The organism is Hadarchaeum sp. (SeqCode) (assembly GCF_049969415.1).
Taxonomy (GTDB): Archaea; Hadarchaeota; Hadarchaeia; order Hadarchaeales; family Hadarchaeaceae; genus Hadarchaeum.
The window spans coordinates 1-18,196 of record NZ_JBMFOX010000005.1 but is presented as its reverse complement, the minus strand read 5'-3'; the positions used below and the strand labels follow the sequence as shown (position 1 = coordinate 18,196).

The window sequence follows — 18,196 nt, the reverse complement described above, 5'->3', positions numbered from 1 at the left end:
AAAAATCTTAACGGTGAAATGAATATGGAGAACGACCTGCGCATCTCGCAGCTGGAGGAGAAGCTGAATTTTCTTCGCGCCAAAATTTCTGAGCTTGAGCGCAGGATAACCATCCTGGAGCGCAATCTAACGCCGCCGAAGCCATTGGCGCCGAAGACGCCGCATTCAACGACCGACTCCGCCCAGAAAAAGACGGATTTGGACCACAAGTATCTCAGCCGGGCCATCGATCTGGCCAAGCGCGACTATGACCGGAAATACAAATAGATAACGCTCCGGTGGGGAGATGCGCGAAGAATACTGGTATTACTCCTTTTGGCTCGTCGTCGTCGGCAGTTGGATAGTTGGCTTCGCCTATGGAAAGTGGTTGGGTGGTTACGGTGGACTTTTCTCGGAGCTCGGGCGGGCCATCAGCGTGCCGCTGCCTGGCCGGCTGGAACTCTGGCAGCCCATTTTATACTTCACCCTCACCCCGGTTGCCGCCTTCGTGCTATCCCAGCTCTTCTTCGGGGCTGGGGCCGCGTTCTTTCTCTTCGCACGGGGTGTTTACGACAGCGGTTTGATCACAATCCTAGAGACCGCCATTTCAAACTGGAGGTTGACCTCGATCACATCGGCGGAGCTTTGGTCGTTCTTCTTCATCATGATAATCTTAGTCGTGAATCTGCCACTCTCCTTGTGGGCCGCACAGCTGGGCACACAGCGGTCCGTCCGGATGCTCTATCGCCTGCGGGGAAGGCCGACGAAGCCGGCGGCGGGCCCAGAACTGATCTCAAGCCTCATCATCATCGTGACGCTGTCCTTGGTCGCCGGATTAACCGCCACCTTCGCGATCTCCAGCGCGTAAGACTTAAAAACGTTCGGCCGTAAACTTGATGTATGAAAACCACCATCAGTGTTATAAAAGCCGACGTAGGCAGCATTCCCGGTCACGTAAAAGTTCCCGACGAGCTTTTGGAAATTGCAGAAAAATCCTTAAAGGCGGCCCAGCAGAAGGGCGTCATCAAAAGCTATCATGTCACCAACTGCGGGGATGACCTAGAGCTTATCATGTCCCACGACAAGGGAGAGGACAACCCTAAGATTCACGGACTGGCTTGGGAAACTTTTAAGAAAGCTGCGGCGCTGGCGAAAAAGCGCAAATACTACGGTGCGGGTCAGGACCTGCTGGTCGAGGCCTTCTCCGGAAACGTGAGGGGCATGGGGCCGGGGGTGGCTGAATTCGAAATCGAGGAGCGCCCCAGCGAGCCCATCATTGTCCTTATGTGCGACAAGACCTCGCCCTCGGCCTTCAACCTTCCCTTCTACAAGATCTTCGCCGATCCCTTCAACACCGCCGGGCTGGTAATAGACTCAAAGATACACGAGGGCTTTAGGTTTGAGGTGCACAATATCAAGGAAGGTGAACGGATCTTCCTCAACTGCCCCGAGGAACTCTACGATCTGCTCTCTCTGATCGGCCTCTCCAGCCGCTATGTGATCAAAAGGATATTCAGGAAAGACGGGGCAGTGGCCGCCGTGGCCAGCACAGAACGGCTCTCATTCATCGCAGGAAAATACGTGGGCAAGGACGATCCCGTCGCGATTGCCCGGGCGCAGTCCGGATTCCCCGCCGTGGGGGAAATTCTGGAAGCGTTTGCCTTTCCGCAGCTCGTGCCCGGGTGGATGCGCGGGTCCCACCGCGGCCCCCTGATGCCGGTCTCCCGCGAAGAGGCGCGGCCCACACGCTTTGATGGTCCACCGCGTGTAATGGCCTACGGCTTCCAAGTTTGCGAGGGAGAACTGATTGGTCCGGTTGACCTCTTCGGCGACCCCTCCTTCGACCTAGCTCGAAAACGGGCCATCGAGGTAAGCGAGTACATGCGCCGGCACGGGCCATTCGAGCCCCACCTTCTCTCCCTGGAAGAACTGGAGTACACCACGCTACCTGACGTGATTGAAAAGCTGAAGAAGCGCTTTGAACCCATCAAAAAGTGACCGACCAAACTAAGTAGCCTGTCAGTGCTAATCCTCTACCGGAGCGTATTTTTCGGCCAGCTTCACCCAGTCAATCTTGAAAATTACCAGGATAATCAGGATCAAGAGGACGGATACCAAAACCGTGATCAGCAGGTCTCCAGACAACTCCCCCACTGCCTTGCCCACAACTCCAATGATAAACACCATGGTGAACTTGCCGGCGACACACGCGGCCAAGGTCTTCCACGGGCTGTATCGCATGAGGCCCAGCGGGATAAAGATCAGGTCATCAGGGAGGGGGGTGAGCGCGAAGACGAAGACGGCGACGGACCCGAACTTCCTGAAAATTCTCAGCATTGCGTCCATCTGGCTGCGGCGCTTTTCACCCAGGGCATTTCGGCCCAAGAACCCGAGAAGATATCCGGTCATCTCCCCCACGGCCGAGCCCGTTCCCGCCGCCACGGTAAAAAGGATGGGGTCGAAGGCCGGCGATATTGCCAGCAACACCACCGTGTAAGGGATGGGGATTACTATCGAGCTGGTCCCGATAAAACTTAACAAAAAGATGCCGGGATAACCGATGCTTTTCCAGAAATCACCGGGCAGGTTGTAGATATAGGTGGCCAACAGCGAAAGCCCTAGGCCCAGAACCACAACGACAAATACCGCAACCGGTTTTCTGTGCCGACTTAACCAGCTCCCATTCACCGGTGACCCCAACTTACCTTAATCTTCTAACCTCTAAACCTGGTGCCGCACCAAAAGTGACCGCTTTACTCTGCCGACGCAACCAGCCGTCTGATGCCCTCCTCAACGGTTACCGTCGGCTCGTACCCCAGCAGCTTCCTAGCCTTGGTCAGATCGGCGAGCGTGTGGTAGACGTAATTTTTCACCGGGTTCGGCACGTAAACCGGTTTTACTGACTTGCCCAGCTCCTTGTTGAGCAACTCAATCACTCGGTTGAAGGTCGTCTGCCTGCCGGTACCGACGTTTATCACCTCACAGCCCAGATCGGAATCGGCTGCCTTGAGACAGGCCCGGACCACATCGCTCACATGAACGAAATCGCGCGTCTGTTCCCCGTCGCCGTAAACCACCGGGGGCTCGTCCTCACGCATGGCCCAGAGGAACTGGGAGATGTTGTTCGCGTATCTGCCCTTGGCGCGTTCGTGCGGACCGTAAACCGAGAAAAATCTCAGGCCCACCGAGGAAACTCCGTAAAGCTCGTGATAAACCTTGGCCAGCCGCTCCATGGCAATTCTGGCCTCGGTGTAGAAGTCAAACGGCTCCGCAATCATGTCCTCCCGGTGGGGGGTGGGGCAACCCCGGTAAAGGCTTGAGGTAGAGGCGTAAACCACTCTGGCCCGGTTTTTCCTCGCCAGCTCAAAGACATTCATGAAGCCGCCGATGGCCTCACCGACCAGCACCGGGTTGTCGCGATACATCGGAGAGCTGGACGGTATCCCCAGATGGAAAATTTTCTTTATCTCCGGAAGTTCCAGCTCCAAAAGCCGCTGGCAAGGGGTTCTCAAGATCTGCACCCGGCCCTGCACCGCTCTCAAATTATCCAGCGAGCCTGTGGAAAAATCGTCCACAACGATGACCCTTTCCCCAAGCCCGACCAGCTCCTCCACCAGGTTCGAGCCGATGAACCCCGCACCGCCAGTAACCAAAACCGTCATCCGTCTCACCTCTCCCTGCCACCTGATAAATTTAACCTGATGAGGAAATATTAATTCAGGTTGTGGCCATTTGAAAGTAGTTCTGATAAATGCCAACATGGGGCAAAAGGAGCGGATCGAAAACGAGGCGGCCTGGCCTCCACTAGGCCTGCTCTATCTGGGATCGGTGCTGCAGCTTGAGGGCCACGAGGTCAAGGTCATCGACAATGCCCGGGAAAGGTTGCCGCTGGAAAAGCTCTCTGCACGAGTAAAATGGGAAAATTCGGATATCGTGGGGATAAGTGCTTTGACGCCCACCTTTAAACAGGCCCTCAAAATTGCCACCCTGGTGAAGGAAGAAAGCCCTGAGACCAAGATCGTCTTTGGAAATTATCACGCCACCTTCGAGTTCAGGCGGCTGCTGGAGAAATATCCTATCGTCGACTTCGTTGTCCTTGGTGAGGGGGAAATAGTTCTCCCGGAACTGATCAATGCGCTTGAAAATGGAACTGAAATAAAACAGGTCAAGGGCATCGCTTTCCGGCGGAGAGGCAAGGTGGTAAAAAATCCGCCCCAAGAATTGGTCCAAGACCTAGACAAGCTGCCCTTCCCTGACCGATCGCTGTTGGAGCAGGAATACCACTCAGAGCTGGTTGGTTTGCTAGGCGCCTCAGGGAAATTCACCACCATACTCTCTTCTAGGGGCTGCCCCTTCGCCTGCAGGTACTGCGCCTGCTCGGCATTTTCACGGAGAAAGGTGAGGTTCCGATCGCCTGAAAACGTTGTCGCCGAGATGGAGCTGCTCTGCAGCCAGGGGTATGAGGAGGTCGGATTCGTGGATGATAACCTACTGCTCAACAGAAAGCGTGTCGAAAAAATCTGCGAACTTTTGAGGGCCCGCAAGGTAAAGCTAGACCTGTGGGCCGAGGGGCGGGTAGATCAGGCTTCCGCGGAAACTCTGCGGGAGCTGTCCCGCGCCGGATGCAGGACCATTTACTTTGGAATCGAGAGCGCCGCTCAGAAGGTACTCGACTACTACGGAAAAAACATAACCCCGGGGATGAGCAGAAGGGCGGTGACCAATGCGAAAAAGGCAGATATAGAAAACGTCATCGGATCTTTTATCGTTGGGGCGCCGATTGAAACAAAGGCGGACATCAGAGAAACCTTTGATTTCGCCCTCAGCCTGCGACAGATGGATTTTCCCCAGATGAACATCCTCAGCCTGTCTCCCGGAACTGAACTATGGAACCACGCGGTGGAGAAAGGATACCTGGATGAAGAAAAATACTGGGATGTCGCTCTGCCCGCCGTCGAAGTTCTTCCCTCCGTCTTGAACGAAGGGGAGCTGAACGAGATGATAAACGGTTTTTATCAGGAATTTGTCAGAAGGCCAAGCTACCTGATTTCTCAGATACTGAAAACGTTAAAGAGCGGGCACCGAATGAAAATTCTGCTGGCCAATCTAAGGTCGGAAACTGGGCTGAGATCAATCGGACAACTTTGGAGTGGGTAAAAATGCGAATCGGGTTCTTCACGGACACTTTCCTGCCCCAGAAAAACGGCGTCGTAACCTCCCTGCTGAGCACCGGTCCTGAGCTGGTCAGGCGGGGGCATGAGGTCTTTATCTTTTGCCCGAAGACCAACGTCAGGGGGTTCGCCGGGATGCAGGTTTGCTCCTACCCGGCGGTGACCTTCCGGCCCTATCCCGAGTTCAAAATCGCCGTCCCGCAGGGGAGAGAGTCCGTGCCCGAGCTCGACATCGTCCACAGCCACTCCCCATTCACCATGGGCTTCTTCGGATGGAGGGTCGCCAACTTCCAGAAGATTCCCCGCGTCACGACCTTCCACACCCTGCTCTCGGAATACGTGTGCTACGTGGCAACGCTGGGTAAAAAAATAATGGAAAAGGTGGTCTGGAAATACTGCGAGATCTTCTACAATAAACAACACGGGATCATTGCCCCGAGCCGAGCGCTAAGGGAGGTCCTCCGCTCACACCAGATAAAAAGGGCCATCTCAATCATCCCCACAGGGATCGACACCAATTTCTTCAAGCCGGAAGAAAGGGAATACGCTCGAGAAGTTCTCAGGCTGAAAGGGGAAAAATTTTTTTTAAGCTTGGGGCGGTTGGGCTACGAGAAAAACATAGATGTCATCATCCGCGCCTTTGCTGAGGTTGATGGAAAATTGGTCATCGCCGGCCGCGGGCCGGCAGCCAAGAAGCTGAGGGATTTAAGGGACAGGCTCGGGCTCAGGAAAAAGGTCTCCTTTGTCGGCTATGTCCCGGAAAAGCTAAAACCTCTCTACTATTCGGCCGCGGATGCCTTTATCATCGCATCAACGGGAGAGACGCAGGCCCTAGTGGTGTTGGAGGCCATGGCCTGCGGTTGCCCCGTAATCGGCGCCAACTCCCTCGCCATACCTGAGTTTATAAAGGACGGAAAAAACGGCTACCTTTTTGAACCCGGTAACGTTGCCCAACTGGCCGAGATCCTAAACTCCTATGTGCCATCCCAAAAAATGCAAAATCAGGCACTGAAAACAGGAAAAAAGTTTTCCGTCGTTGAATGTACCAAAAAACTGGAGAGGTTCTACCGAAAACACATCTAAACTGTCCCATTCATCTGAAACTGCTGTACTTCATCGGGTTTCTGCCGCCCAGATATTGTAACGTGACCTTCGCCCAATCGAGGATAAGCCCCATCAGCCCCAGCCGCTCCAGCCTCCTCCGCGAGGTTCTCACCGCAACCTTCCTGAGAAATACCACCCTTCCCCTCTTCGATATTCTCCGGCACAGATCGAAGTCCTCCGAGGCCACCAGCCTCTCGTTGAATCCCCCCACCTCAAAAAAGGGATCCCGCTTGTAAGCCACGCAGGTCCCGGCGAGAAAAGGACCTAGAGTAACGAAAGAGACCATGACCATGAAATTGAAAAGGTAGAAGATCATTTCGACCAAAACTCCTTTAAAATGGGGCATTATCATACCCCCGGCACCGACAACCTCAGGATCCCTGAAGGCGCGAACAACCTCATCGACAAATTGCCTGGTTATGAGGGTATCCGCGTCCAAGAAAATGATGATTTCTCCCGTGGCCATTTTGGCGCCAAAGTTCCTCGCCTGTGCCACATTGCCCACACGGCGGCGGACCTTGGCGTATTCGGCGGCTATTTGGGCCGTTTTGTCCGTGGAACCGCTGTCGACCACGATGATTTCGGCCTCGGGTGCCACCTCGCGGGCATTTTTCAACGTTTTCCTTATCAGCTTCTCCTCATTCAGCGCCGGCACCACTATCGTTATTTTCGGTTTTTCGGACAGCGGATACAACGGGACCACCTGTGAAGAAAAGATAAACCTCTAGCCGGCTCCCTCTAGGTGTCTTTGATAGCTTTGCTCGACCTTTTCAGCGATGATGTCAAAGTCGAAGTGCCTCTCGACCCTCTTTCGTGCATTCCGACCCAACCTTCTTCGGAGGTTCTTGTCCCCGATGAGTTTGCTGACCGCCACAGCAATTTCACTTGGACTTCTGGGACTAACCAAAATCCCGCAGTCGCTGGTAACGACCTCGGGAATCCCGCCGACATTGGTGGCAATGACGGGGCAGCCGCAGGCCATCGACTCAACCAGCGTTATGCCAAAGGGCTCCCAAAGCGAGGGCAAGATGGAAAAATCGCTGGCCGAGTAATATTTAACCAAGTCCTCGTCCGTTAAGTAATCGGTGATAAATTCAACTTTCTTTTCTAAACCTAATTTTTTGACGAGTGATTTTAGCTCCCCGAGGCACGGGCCCCGACCGATGATCACCGCCTTGTAATCTTCCTCGATTTCATTAACGGCGGCGATGAGATATTTGACCCCCTTCTGCGGAAGCAGTCTACAGACGGTCACGGAGAGAAACTCGCAGCCAAACCTGTCCTTAAGGTTCGACTTCACGCGCCTGAACCTTTGCGTGTCTACCCCGTTGTAGATTACCTCCGCCCTCTCCCGAGGGTAATCCTTGGGGAGGGTGGTCTCCAGCGTCCACCTGCTGTTGGCGAGCACCCGGTCACAGCTGCGGATTATCCTCTGCCCCACATAGTCATCAAAAAGCTGCCCCAGAAGATCGGTCTCCTCGTTTATGCCCACCGGCCTGGCATTGTGAAGGGTGATGAAAAGGGGCACGCCCAACGATTTCTTCCACAGGACCATGGATGAGTAACTCAAAAAGAACCGGTTGTGGATATGGATTACGTCGGGCTTTTCCTTTTTACAGATTTTAATCATGTTGCTCCGAAACGAGAAGGGTATCGCGAGTGGCGGCGGCAAGAACGGGGGAAGCTTCTGCAGTACCAGGCTCTTTAGTCGGTAGACCTTGGTTCCCTCGATAACCTCGAACTCAGGATTGCCCCCGAACTTTGAGGTGATCACGCTCACGGAGTTCCTCCGGGCCAGCCGCCGGCACAAATCGTAGAGGTACTTCTCAGTGCCGCCTTGATAGGGATAGTAAAATGGATTAACATGAAGAATTCTCATCTCCATCAGTAAATCCATCTTGACGGATGCTTAAAGGGATGACGCAAAAAGCCATTTAACCAATGCCCGCCTCTTAAACGGTTGGATAAAGTATGCGGGTAAAGCTAAAGGAATGGATGCGCCAAAATGCGGCATACGTCGCCATCTGGATCTTCATGGGGCTGACGCTGCTGGCGCTGGTCATACGGGAGATAGGTATTTACACGCTGGTGGTAATCGCCCCCTTCCTACCGCCGTTCATTATAGCCATGGTCAAGATGGCCAAGGAGTTGAGAAAACGCTAATAGGACACGTCTCCATTCCGCTGATAATCTACGGTCTTTTCCCAGGAAACATCAACTTGGTGGCCTTACTCATCGGGAGCGGTTTTCCCAACTTTGATGTCTTCCCGACGCTTTTGAGGAAAAAAACTCCTAAAAACCCCATTGATGAGACCCACGCCTCCACCATCCTGCACACCATTTTCCTTTACGTGATAATATTGCCGTTCCTCTGCCTAGGGCTAAGCGCCATCGGCTGGAACGACAGCTGGAACATCGCCATGTCCTTTTCCTTGGGTGGAATAATTCACGTCCTGACCGAATCGTTCGACGAGAAGGGGAGGCGCCTCCTCTATCCGCTGAGCAAAAAGTTCTACGGAATCAGGGTGCTACCTTATGATTTCTGGACCTATCTGACTGACAAAAAAGTGCTGGCCCTCGAGGGCGGACTCTTCATCGTCGCCTTTTTGCTCCTAGTGTTCTAGCGTTGCCCTGCCTTATCCCAAGGTAGGAAATTGCGCCGGCACCAATCAAAGTGCTGAAAACCAGCGTTATCGCCCTCTCGATTAAGGTGACGCTGACCGCTATTTGAAGCGGCACGCCGAACAGCAGAAAAACGGACAAAATCGTGGCATCGACTGTGCCAAGGCCTCCGGGAAGCGCCGGAATCATCCCCACCAGCGCCGGCAAGGTCAGGGCAAAGAAAAGCATCGGAAGGGTTGGTGTGTAGCCAAAGGCCTGAAAGATGAGGTACTGTCGGGTAATGGCCAAAGCTATAATCGTTACCGTAAGGATGGTGATTATTGTAATCGTCTTTCTATTTCTTATAATCCGCTCCGAGCTTCGATAAAACCGCCTAATGCTGCGCTCCAAGCCGGCCTCCTTTACTTTGCGGTGGAAGATTTTGGCCAGTTTGGACGTTATCCTGGCTATTCTCTTGGCCCCCGTACCGCTGGACAACACGTGGAAGAAAAAAACGCTCCAGCCAATTAAAAAGGACAACCATATCAGAAAAACAAAAACCCCGTACCAAAGTTCAAATTGTTTAAGTGAAATTAAAAGCCCAAAGATTAACAGGGAAATGTACACCGGCAGATCCATGATGTATTCGGAAAGGATGGTGGCGAAACCGCTCGAGTAGGGCACGTTTTGGGTTTTTTTGAGGATGTAGGCCCTTGCGATAGGGTCCCCGCCCGCATAGGTAAATGGAGTTATGTTGTTTATGAAAATCCCCCCCAATATGACGACGTAGATACTCCCTACCGGAATGGGATGCCCTGAAGCAGAAAGGGTCACCCGCCACCTTAACGACCAAAACAGCAAACCGGAGAGATAAGCAAGAACCGCCAGCAAAAGGTAAGAAGGGCTGGCCTGGTACAGCGCCAACAGCATCGAGCTTAAGTCTTCCCGGAGAATCAGAAAGGCCGCTGCCACAACCATCAAACACAGGAGAATGAAGATGAGGATTGACCTTCTGTTGAAAAAAGCAAGCCTTTTTTCCATCAAATTCACACTTCAACAAAACGAATTGAAACGGCTTAAATATTGCTTACTGACACCATCATCCGGTAAAACGAAAAATTACTCCCGGTTGACACCAAAAATTACCTCCATCTCAAGACGGGTGGTTGGTTTCCGAAGCGCTGCAACCAGTTCTCGGGAAAGATCCGCTGCTGCCTTGTCGGCCCCGACCGCCAAAGTCCGCCCGCAGATGAACCGACTTTTCCTCACCACGATATCGGTGGGGTGGTTGAGGGTCAAAGACGGATGCCCCCAGGCCCTGACCTCGTCCACAAAACCACCGGCCCTGAGCCGGATAACAATCGGAACCGCCAGCGCTGCCAACCTTTTCAGCTCTAGGTCCAGCTCCGCGGCTGACTTCTCCGCTCCTACCCCAATAACGCAGTCACCCTTCGGACCCAGATCTTTCTCTTTGGTAATCATGAAGGTCGTCCGGTGTTTCGCCGACACCATCGGATGTCCCCTTGCCCTGATGACCCATCTCATTCGACCACGACCTCATTTAAGGTATCAGAAAAATATTACTTTGGATGATGGAGCGAGAGGAATTAGTCGAACGGCTGATTAAATGGGGCTATCTGAAGAACCCGGCCTTGATTGCGGCCTTCAGAAAAGTTCCACGGCATGAGTTCGTGCCGAGCGGTGAAAGAAGCTACGCCTACCACGACCAGCCACTGCCCATCGGAAGAGGCCAGACCATTTCCGCACCCAGCATGATAGCGATAATGATGGAAACGCTCGATCTGGCCCCGGGTATGCGCGTGCTTGAAATCGGCGCTGGTTCGGGATACAACGCTGCCCTCATCGCCGAGGTGGTGGGAAGAAAGGGCCTTGTGGTCAGTGTGGAAAGGATTAAGGAGCTCGCTGATTTTGCCCGGGAAAACCTGAGAAAAACGGGATATGATTGGGTGAAGGTGGTGGTCGGTGATGGCTCGCTTGGCTACGAGGAAGACGCCCCGTGGGATCGGATTCTGGTGACCGCCTGCGCCCCCGAGCTACCGCGCCCGCTGGTCAAACAGCTCAAGCCGGGGGGCAAACTGGGCGCTCCAGTTGGCCGGGACTATATGTTCCAGACTTGGACCGTTGTGGAAAAGACCGAAACGGGGGAAATCTCCATCACCGAACACGGCGGCTGTTCCTTTGTGCCCCTCATCGGAAGGTGCGGCTGGAAGCTGGAGGATTAGCCGAACCACTGCTCCAATCTAGCCTGTCCCCGCTCCAATTTACCGCGGGTCAGCTTATCTATGCCCGACAGCACCCTCTCCTCAGAAAAATCGAACTCATCGCAGAGGAACTTTTTGATGGCCTCGGGATCTGGATCACCCCAGACCAGACGATAGTCGGTGGTGACCTCCGGCCGCAGGAAAATTTCCCGGACCTCGAGCGGGTCGACCTCAAACTTTTTACCCAGTTCCGTCTTGACGATCTCTGCCATCGACCCGTATTTCTTAACCAGCTCCAGCGCCTTCTTCGGTCCTATGCCCTTGATGCCCTCGTTGTAATCCGTCCCTACCAAAATTCCGATGTCGACCAGCTGCTCGCGGGTTATCCCCAGCTCCGCCAAGACCCTTCCCAGCTCGATGATCTCGGGATAGACCTCGGTGAAAGCGTCCTTTCCGGGAAGCTTTCTTCTCCCAGTTATGGCTAGGTTCCGAACAAGCCGAGGTGCCCCGAAGAGCAGGCTATCAAAGTCCTGGCTCGCCGCCGCCCAAGCATCTCCACGCTGGACCATGAGCGCCGCCTGGGCCTCGCCCTCGCCCGGAGCCTGTACCCAGGGTACCCCCATGCGGCTCAAAAGTTCTTGGGTCTGCTTTATCATCGCGGCGTCCAAGCGACCCGCCCTCTGGGCGAACTTACGGGCGTCCTGTGTCCTTCCCTCCTCGAGCGCTTTTTTCCACTCTCTCTCCGCCTCCACCCTTACCATCTGGCGCTGCTCGACCGTCAACCGCTTCAGGGCGGGGGGCTTTCCGTCAAATACATAGATCGGCCGGATCCCTACCTCAATGAAATTGGCCGTTCTGTAGAAGATTCCGGAGAGGTGCGAGGTTATGCGGCCCCTGGAGTCCCGCAACAGCTCGCCATCCCGCTGCCTGATTATCGAGAGAAACTGATAAAGGAAGTTCAAGGCATCTATGGCGACTATTCTGCCCCTCAGGCTCTCCAGCTCAACCCTTTCCTTGGAAACTAGGTCGCCTAGCTGTACGCCCATCTTGGCACCAACTAAAGTTCACGCTGGATACTTAAAATAGAACAGGTAAAAAAATATTATAAAATGTTGTCAATCGAAAACTACGCCGCTCTGTTTTCCCCGGGAAGCCTTCTCACCACCGTGATCGGAATTGCGTCCCTTTCGTACTCGTACATGGCGATTTCGATGGGATCGGACAAGTTCTCCGGCAGTTCAACTAAGACCGGAGCTCCCATCTGAATCTGGAGCGCCCTAGCGCCAATAATGCGGGCCTTTTCAAAGCGAGTGTGTTTTTTGTAGAGAATGGGAGGGCCCCCTACATCTCCGGCATGCCACCCATCTCAGGGCCTGCTCCCTTTTCTTTCCCCTCTTCCTTCTCCAGCTTTCCGGCAGCAATAACGTCGTCTATTCTGAGAATCATCTCGGTGACTTCGGTTGCAGATTTTATCGCTTGGACCTTGACCCTCAGCGGCTCCACGATACCCTTCTCTAAGGTGTTCAAGACTTTACCGCTGATGACATCCACGCCCACGTTCTTTCCGCCGTTCTTTTCATGAGCCGCCCTTAACTGCACTAAGATATCGATGGGATCCATGCCTGCATTTTCAGCCAGCGTCCTCGGTATCACCTCAATGGCGTCGGCGAAGGCATTAACGGCGAGGGCCTCGCGACCGCCAACGGAGTCGGAATACTCCCTGAGCCCTTTGGCCACCTCTATCTCAGGGGCCCCACCGCCGGCGACTATCTTGCCGTCCTCGATGGCCGCTGAGACCACTGAAATCGCGTCGTGCACCGCGCGTTCGACCTCATCGACGACGTGCTCGGTGCCACCCCGGACCAAGATGCTTACGGACCTGGGGTCTTTGCAGCCCTCGACGAAAATCATCTCATCGCCAGCGATCTTTCGCTCCTCCACCAGCTCGGCAGCGCCCAGATCCTTAGGTGAAAGGTCCTTGATGTTGGTCACGCAGTTGCCTCCGGTGGCGCGGGCCAGCTTCTCCATGTCCGACTCCTTCACCCTTCGAGCCGCCAAGATACCGGCCTTCGCCAAGTAGTGCTGGGCTACATCGTCAATGCCCTTCTGGCAGAAGACAACGTTGGCACCAACGCTCTTTATCTGGTCAACCATCTCCTTCAGCATGCGCTGCTCCTCGTCGATGAACTTCTTGAGTTGCTCCGGATCGGTGATGTTGATCTTGGCATCCGTCTCCGTCTTCTTGACTTCGAGGGCGAGGTTCAGAAGAGCGATCTTCGCATTTTCCACCCTCTTTGGCATCCCGGGGTGAACCACCTCTTTGTCGAGGACTATCCCTCTGATCAGCTGGGTATCCGCAGAGCTGCCTCCGGTTTTCTTCTCCACCTTGATGTTGTCGATATCGGCCTCGATTTTACCGTCGACTTCCTCAACTATCTGCTTGACGGCTTTAACGCAGAGCTCGGCGAGTTTATCTCCGTGTATCTCCGAGCCCTTGCTGCTCATTGACGTCTTGGCGATCTGCTTGAGGAGCTTGTCGTCGTCCTTGGAAACCGGAGTCGCCATCTTCTCCAGTACCCTCTGGGCCTGCTCAGCCGCTAGCCTGTAGCCGCTGACGATAACCGTCGGATGGATGTCCTGCTCCAGCAGCTCCTCCGACTTCTTCAGCAGCTCCCCGGCCAACACCACCGCCGTCGTGGTGCCATCCCCGACCTCGTCCTCCTGCGCCTTGGAGACCTCCACCATCATCTTGGCGGCCGGGTGCTCAACGTCCATTTCCTCGAGAATGGTGACACCGTCGTTAGTTATGGTGATGTCACCCAAATTGTCAACCAACATCTTGTCCATTCCGCGCGGGCCCAAGGTCGTGCGGACCGACTCCGCGATGACCCTCGCGGCCATTATGTTCATCCGCTGGGCGTCTCGGCCCAGGTAGCGCTGAACTTTTTCCGGCAGAATGAGTATTGGTTGTCCTCCTAACTGACTCGCCATAAAATCCCCCCCATCAATTTATCCAATTACGCTACTATAATGAGAAAATTTTAGAATATAAAAACCTTGCCCTTTTAAAAATCGATGCCTTTCAATAGCATCTCATTTTAATGCCTTAATCACCCGCAAATCTCGACCAAGATTTTCCAACCAATCTTTCTGCTCCTCTCTTCAGTCTCACGTTCCCTCCAGATAGTTTTCAATACCATCTGCGGTGAAATCTCGACTTCAGAGGGCGACTAGGACCACGCTAAGAAACACTAAGGCCATTCCGAACACCGATTTTAGGCTCGGCTTCTCCTCAATAAATAAAACGCTGAAAATGAAACCAAAGGGTATGCTCAACGAGACAAAAGGTGCCAACGATGTCAAGGATTCCGACTCCAGCGCCCACATGAAGACAATGGTCCCCAAGATGTGGCCAAATAGGCTGGAGAAAAAGACAAGCGATAGGTTCTTTCGGCCCAGATTTTGTCCTGACCAAGAGCGCGTGAATAAGGTGGCTAAAACTAACACCGAGGCCGCGACAACTAACGAGACCCAAACAAAGCTGGTAACGTCCGTTCTCAGGTTCACTGCCATTTTTCTCAAAACGAGGTCCAGACCGTAGAGCGCAGCAACAAGCGTTGTCAACGGAACAGCCAGCCACCAACCGTTGGATCTCCTTTCTTTTTTCCGCTGGACCAGTAAAAGAACTCCCGCCATAATCAGAGCGATAGAAATTGGCAAAACAATCGAAAAAGGTTCCCTCAGCAAGACCAGCGCTAAGACCATGGCCCAAATTGGATACGAGTTCCCAACTGGAATGATTTTGTGCGCGGGAGCCCTCTTCATGCAGTAGAAGTAAATGAGTATTCCCAACGCCATGCCGAGAACACCGTCCAACGCCACTATTGGCAGGGAATCCGCAGTTATCCTCAGGCCGTTGATTAACACCAGTGGGGTGAAGACGATTACCGCAATTACCAGGCGTAAAGTGCTATAATAAGTGGGATTCATCTCCTTCATCAGAACTTTACCCATTATCTGGCTCAGGGACCAAAACAGTGCCGTTAATACTGCCAAAGCAATAGAGAGTACGTCCATAATCTGACCACCGAGATGTTCTAATTTGGTCGGTTGCATCTTAAGATTTTACATCGGTTGTTAGCTGAGGAGGTGAAAACGAGCTAGCGGCGGGTTAAAATTTTTAGGCAAAGGTTTTGTCCGAACCGCGCCTTCAAAGCTTGCCCGACTTTATCTCCTCCACCTGTCGGACAAAATTTTTGTAAGCCTCAGACGCTTTCCACTTTTCCATATCGCGCTTGTAAAGGTCCTGTTTCAGCGCCCTCCCCGTCTTTTTCTCCCACTCCTCAAATGAGATGCCCTGCGCCGCCTGGCTCTTATCTCGGTACCACTCAGGGATGACGTTGAAGGCGCAGAAGGGTATAATCCGGTTGTCGCTCATGGCGTAATGGATACAACACCTCTTGACCCGCTCGATGTCGTAATTGTAGAGATCCATGAAGTGCATCATCCCAATGAAAAGGGACTTCATGTGGAACTGGCCTATCGCGTTGTACTCGTGCTTTATCAACGCGTTGAAGATTATCCGGTCAATGTCAAGGCCTCGCGGCTTCTTCTTTTTATCTACAAACTTGCCAATGCTGTAAAGCAACTTGGCCCCGACTAAAAGCTTGCTCTTTCCAGCGCGGAGCTCATTCGCCTTCTCAGATAGGTATTCAAGCAGACCTTGGACATCGATGAAATGGGTCAGCGGCAGCATCTTCCCGTTGTCGTTGAAAACATAGGTGGCGGCACCGCAGGCAAAATGACTGCTCATCTGGTACATCGGTTTTTTGGTCAAGGCCTCCACAAAATCGCTGATTATCAACTCGGTCGGGACGGGGAAAAAATCGTCCATCTTGAGAATTCCGTCCGTCTGTTCCTCAAGGTTCTTTATCACGTCCGGAATTGTGATGCGATAGCGCTCGCGCTCCTCGCGTGGCATCTTGCCCACGAGGGAGACGGGTTGATAATTCACGCTGCGGATGATGTCGATGTTCTTGAACCCGAACTTCAGGATGTCTCCAACCTCATGGTCATTTGCCGATTTAATCACTGTGGGCACCAAGACGATACCCAAGCCCGCCTTCCTGCAGTTCTCGATAAGCTGAGGGGCCTCCCAGTGGTTCTTAGGGTTGGTCTTCTCAGTAACCCCGTCGAAGCTTAGATAAAGGGTGTTGACACCGGCCGCACGAACCTTCTCAACAAGGGTGGGGTCCTGCGCCAGCCTGATACCGTTTGTGTTCAGCTGGACGTGGTCCACCCCGTGCGACTTGACCATCTTTATTATATCTATCAAATCTTTACGGAGGCAGGGCTCGCCGCCGGTGAGCTGGACCGCATTGCATCCCACCGGCTGCTCCGACTTTAGAGTTTTGACCATTTCCTCTATTTCCTCGAAAGTGGGCTCATAGACATAGCCCACACGGCCCGAATAAAAAAAGCAGTACCAGCAGGAAAGATCACAACGGTTGGTGAGCACAATGTTCGCCAGCGCGGTGTGGCTCTTGTGCATCCGGCACAAACCGCAGTCCGTCGGGCAGACCGGGGCCTCCTTGGTCACCTGAGGATTCAGCACCCCTCTGCCATCGCGAGCGAAATTCTGCGCGCGCAGATACCAATCATAAGAACTGAAGTAGAGGTCCTCGAAAAACCCGTGCTCGGGACATTCCTTCCTGATCCAGACCTTACCGTCCCTTTCAAAGACCTCCGCGGGAAGGATCTTAAGGCACTGCGGGCAGACGGAACTGGTCCTAGCCAACTCCTTCATGGTCATCATTTTACCACTGAAAGGGGTAACTTTTAAGCCTTGCCGAACTTTTCCCAATATGAAAAGTGGTGCTATGGAAAAAGCCCACCAACTCTTGCGCGAGCTGGGACTGACTGAATACGAGGCCCGGGTCTACTGCGCCCTGGTATCAAACGGCCCGTCAACCGCTGGAGAATTGAGCAAACTGGCGAACGTGCCCTACTCGAGAATCTATGACATTTTGTCCCGGCTTGGGGAGCGGGGTTGGGTGGAAGCTCAGGCGGGTAGGCCCAGTCGATATCGATCAAGGGACCCGGCCGAGGTGGTAAAGATCGTAAAGGCCGAAGAGGAGAGGAGGCTCAAGGAGATCAGCGAAGCTCTGCTGAAAGAGCTTGAACCGCTTTACTCCAAGAGGGCCGAGGTGAAGAGGCCCGATGTCTGGGTAATCCGTGGTGGAAAAAACATCCTCACCAAAACTGGAGAGATGCTCGCCCGCGCCGAAATCGAGGTCCTGCTCTCGCTACCGAACATTCCCCTGGAGATCTCAGGACTAACCCCCTACCTTGACCTCTTAGAGGCGAAAAATATCCCCGTCAGGATTCTGGTCCCTCGAAGGCTGAAGCTGCGCGGGTTGCAGCTGCCGCGAAAGCTAGAAATCAGAAAAAGGGAAAACCTCTTCGGTGGTGGTGTCGTCATCGATGGACGGGAGGTGCTGCTCATCCTTGGGAACGGGGACGAACTTCTCGGGATATGGTCGGATGAAATCGGCCTGGCCCGGTTCGCCAAGGAATACTTTGAATATCTGTGGAGGGATTCCCGCGTTGCTTAGAATATCCCCCTCACTTTTTTCTTGAACCAATCAACCCGAGAAGCGCGACCTCCCCGTTCCCGTCCTCATAAACGTGTCCGACGAGCTCGTAGATCTTTTCGGAGGCCGAGGGACTGGCCGCGAGTATGTCCATGGCCACGCCCATCCTCGGTGCGACACCGACCAGCTGCATGAAGTCCGCGTTCTCCGGGTCCTCCTCGGTGATCTCTATGACGTACTCCATGCCGAAAAGGATGAGAAGTGTAAGAACGCTCTTCGAAGGTTTTAAAAAGCCAAAATTGCTAAAGTTCAGTGAGTGAACCGGAAAGAGAAGGGATGAAGGTAGAAAGGATGGGCAAAAAGGCGAAGATTGCGATATCCATAGTTTTCGTGACCATTGCTTTGATTTTAGTTATGAGGTTATCGGAACCGCAGTGGCCGCAATAGCCGTATGGGGATAAGGTGATTTATCCAGCTGAATACACAGATGAGGTCCTTGAGCTTGGTTCAAGAAGCCACCGCGATT

Annotated in this window: 21 protein-coding genes; 9 read left to right on the top strand and 12 right to left on the bottom strand. The window is 53.5% G+C overall.

Translation table 11 applies throughout. The features are described from left to right. Positions 1–18: 18 nt before the first annotated feature. The 3 genes from ACP5PX_RS02285 to fbp are packed head-to-tail and all read left to right on the top strand — an operon-like array spanning position 19 to position 1,977. On the top strand, positions 19–267 hold the full coding sequence (locus ACP5PX_RS02285) for a hypothetical protein (protein ID WP_428083566.1): 249 nt from the start codon (positions 19–21) through the stop codon (positions 265–267). Between the two features lie 19 nt (positions 268–286). Beyond that, positions 287–847, top strand: a complete 561-nt coding sequence (locus ACP5PX_RS02280; RefSeq protein WP_428083564.1) for a hypothetical protein — start codon at positions 287–289, stop codon at positions 845–847. 32 nt (positions 848–879) lie between these two features. Next, complete coding sequence (fbp, locus tag ACP5PX_RS02275; protein WP_428083562.1) at positions 880–1,977, top strand: fructose-1,6-bisphosphate aldolase/phosphatase; 1,098 nt, start codon at positions 880–882, stop codon at positions 1,975–1,977. Positions 1,978–2,004: 27 nt separating this feature from the next. Here the strand turns inward: fbp and ACP5PX_RS02270 are convergent, their stop codons facing one another. Both ACP5PX_RS02270 and ACP5PX_RS02265 read right to left on the bottom strand, forming a co-directional pair. Further along, on the bottom strand, positions 2,005–2,667 hold the full coding sequence (locus tag ACP5PX_RS02270) for a YqaA family protein (RefSeq protein WP_428083560.1): 663 nt from the start codon (positions 2,665–2,667) through the stop codon (positions 2,005–2,007). 65 nt (positions 2,668–2,732) lie between these two features. Next, on the bottom strand, positions 2,733–3,641 hold the full coding sequence (locus tag ACP5PX_RS02265; RefSeq protein WP_428083558.1) for an NAD-dependent epimerase/dehydratase family protein: 909 nt from the start codon (positions 3,639–3,641) through the stop codon (positions 2,733–2,735). A 70-nt stretch (positions 3,642–3,711) separates the two neighbouring features. Between ACP5PX_RS02265 and ACP5PX_RS02260 the strand changes: the two genes are divergently transcribed. Together ACP5PX_RS02260 and ACP5PX_RS02255 are read left to right on the top strand one after the other, a co-directional pair. Further along, positions 3,712–5,136: a B12-binding domain-containing radical SAM protein gene (locus tag ACP5PX_RS02260; protein ID WP_428083556.1), complete on the top strand. Its 1,425-nt coding sequence runs from the start codon at positions 3,712–3,714 to the stop codon at positions 5,134–5,136. A gap of 2 nt (positions 5,137–5,138) precedes the next feature. After that, a complete protein-coding gene (locus ACP5PX_RS02255; protein ID WP_428083554.1) occupies positions 5,139–6,233 on the top strand; it encodes a glycosyltransferase in 1,095 nt (364 codons plus the stop codon). Between the two features lie 10 nt (positions 6,234–6,243). Here the strand turns inward: ACP5PX_RS02255 and ACP5PX_RS02250 are convergent, their stop codons facing one another. Together ACP5PX_RS02250 and ACP5PX_RS02245 are read right to left on the bottom strand one after the other, a co-directional pair. Continuing rightward, positions 6,244–6,948 (bottom strand): glycosyltransferase, encoded by a 705-nt coding sequence (locus ACP5PX_RS02250; RefSeq protein WP_428083552.1) that lies wholly within the window; start codon positions 6,946–6,948, stop codon positions 6,244–6,246. Between the two features lie 30 nt (positions 6,949–6,978). Continuing rightward, positions 6,979–8,139 (bottom strand): glycosyltransferase family 4 protein, encoded by a 1,161-nt coding sequence (locus ACP5PX_RS02245; RefSeq protein WP_428083550.1) that lies wholly within the window; start codon positions 8,137–8,139, stop codon positions 6,979–6,981. Positions 8,140–8,225: 86 nt separating this feature from the next. Between ACP5PX_RS02245 and ACP5PX_RS02240 the strand changes: the two genes are divergently transcribed. Together ACP5PX_RS02240 and ACP5PX_RS02235 are read left to right on the top strand one after the other, a co-directional pair. Further along, positions 8,226–8,417, top strand: coding sequence for a hypothetical protein (locus tag ACP5PX_RS02240; RefSeq protein WP_428083548.1), 192 nt, complete (start codon positions 8,226–8,228; stop codon positions 8,415–8,417). A gap of 59 nt (positions 8,418–8,476) precedes the next feature. Further along, positions 8,477–8,878: a metal-dependent hydrolase gene (locus ACP5PX_RS02235; RefSeq protein ID WP_428083546.1), complete on the top strand. Its 402-nt coding sequence runs from the start codon at positions 8,477–8,479 to the stop codon at positions 8,876–8,878. Here ACP5PX_RS02235 and ACP5PX_RS02230 read toward each other — a convergent pair. Next, on the bottom strand, positions 8,847–9,896 hold the full coding sequence (locus ACP5PX_RS02230; RefSeq protein WP_428083544.1) for a flippase-like domain-containing protein: 1,050 nt from the start codon (positions 9,894–9,896) through the stop codon (positions 8,847–8,849). The two genes, ACP5PX_RS02235 and ACP5PX_RS02230, sit on opposite strands and share 32 nt — an antisense overlap. A 78-nt stretch (positions 9,897–9,974) precedes the next feature. After that, a complete protein-coding gene (locus ACP5PX_RS02225; RefSeq protein ID WP_428083542.1) occupies positions 9,975–10,400 on the bottom strand; it encodes a DUF371 domain-containing protein in 426 nt (141 codons plus the stop codon). Between the two features lie 47 nt (positions 10,401–10,447). Here ACP5PX_RS02225 and ACP5PX_RS02220 point away from each other — a divergent pair, with 47 nt between their 5' ends. Further along, the gene (locus ACP5PX_RS02220; RefSeq protein WP_428083540.1) at positions 10,448–11,098 is read left to right on the top strand and encodes a protein-L-isoaspartate(D-aspartate) O-methyltransferase; all 651 of its coding nucleotides are present in this window, start codon (positions 10,448–10,450) and stop codon (positions 11,096–11,098) included. On the opposite strand, the gene fen is transcribed toward ACP5PX_RS02220, so the two are convergent. From fen to tes, 5 genes are all read right to left on the bottom strand, one after another. After that, on the bottom strand, positions 11,095–12,123 hold the full coding sequence (gene fen, locus ACP5PX_RS02215) for a flap endonuclease-1 (protein WP_428083538.1): 1,029 nt from the start codon (positions 12,121–12,123) through the stop codon (positions 11,095–11,097). The genes ACP5PX_RS02220 and fen overlap by 4 nt on opposite strands. Positions 12,124–12,203: 80 nt before the next feature. Continuing rightward, positions 12,204–12,407 (bottom strand): DNA-directed RNA polymerase subunit K, encoded by a 204-nt coding sequence (locus tag ACP5PX_RS02210; protein WP_428083643.1) that lies wholly within the window; start codon positions 12,405–12,407, stop codon positions 12,204–12,206. A gap of 11 nt (positions 12,408–12,418) precedes the next feature. Then, positions 12,419–14,068: a thermosome subunit beta gene (gene thsB, locus ACP5PX_RS02205; RefSeq protein ID WP_428083536.1), complete on the bottom strand. Its 1,650-nt coding sequence runs from the start codon at positions 14,066–14,068 to the stop codon at positions 12,419–12,421. A 228-nt stretch (positions 14,069–14,296) separates the two neighbouring features. Then, positions 14,297–15,154 carry a DMT family transporter gene (locus tag ACP5PX_RS02200; RefSeq protein WP_428083534.1) on the bottom strand — a complete coding sequence of 286 codons (858 nt, stop codon included), beginning with the start codon at positions 15,152–15,154 and terminating at the stop codon, positions 14,297–14,299. 133 nt (positions 15,155–15,287) lie between these two features. Further along, a complete protein-coding gene (tes, locus tag ACP5PX_RS02195) occupies positions 15,288–16,892 on the bottom strand; it encodes a tetraether lipid synthase Tes (protein WP_428083532.1) in 1,605 nt (534 codons plus the stop codon). 64 nt (positions 16,893–16,956) lie between these two features. Between tes and ACP5PX_RS02190 the strand changes: the two genes are divergently transcribed. Then, complete coding sequence (locus ACP5PX_RS02190) at positions 16,957–17,691, top strand: TrmB family transcriptional regulator (RefSeq protein ID WP_428083530.1); 735 nt, start codon at positions 16,957–16,959, stop codon at positions 17,689–17,691. 10 nt (positions 17,692–17,701) lie between these two features. Here the strand turns inward: ACP5PX_RS02190 and ACP5PX_RS02185 are convergent, their stop codons facing one another. Beyond that, a complete protein-coding gene (locus tag ACP5PX_RS02185; RefSeq protein ID WP_428083528.1) occupies positions 17,702–17,914 on the bottom strand; it encodes a hypothetical protein in 213 nt (70 codons plus the stop codon). Positions 17,915–18,196: the final 282 nt, after the last annotated feature.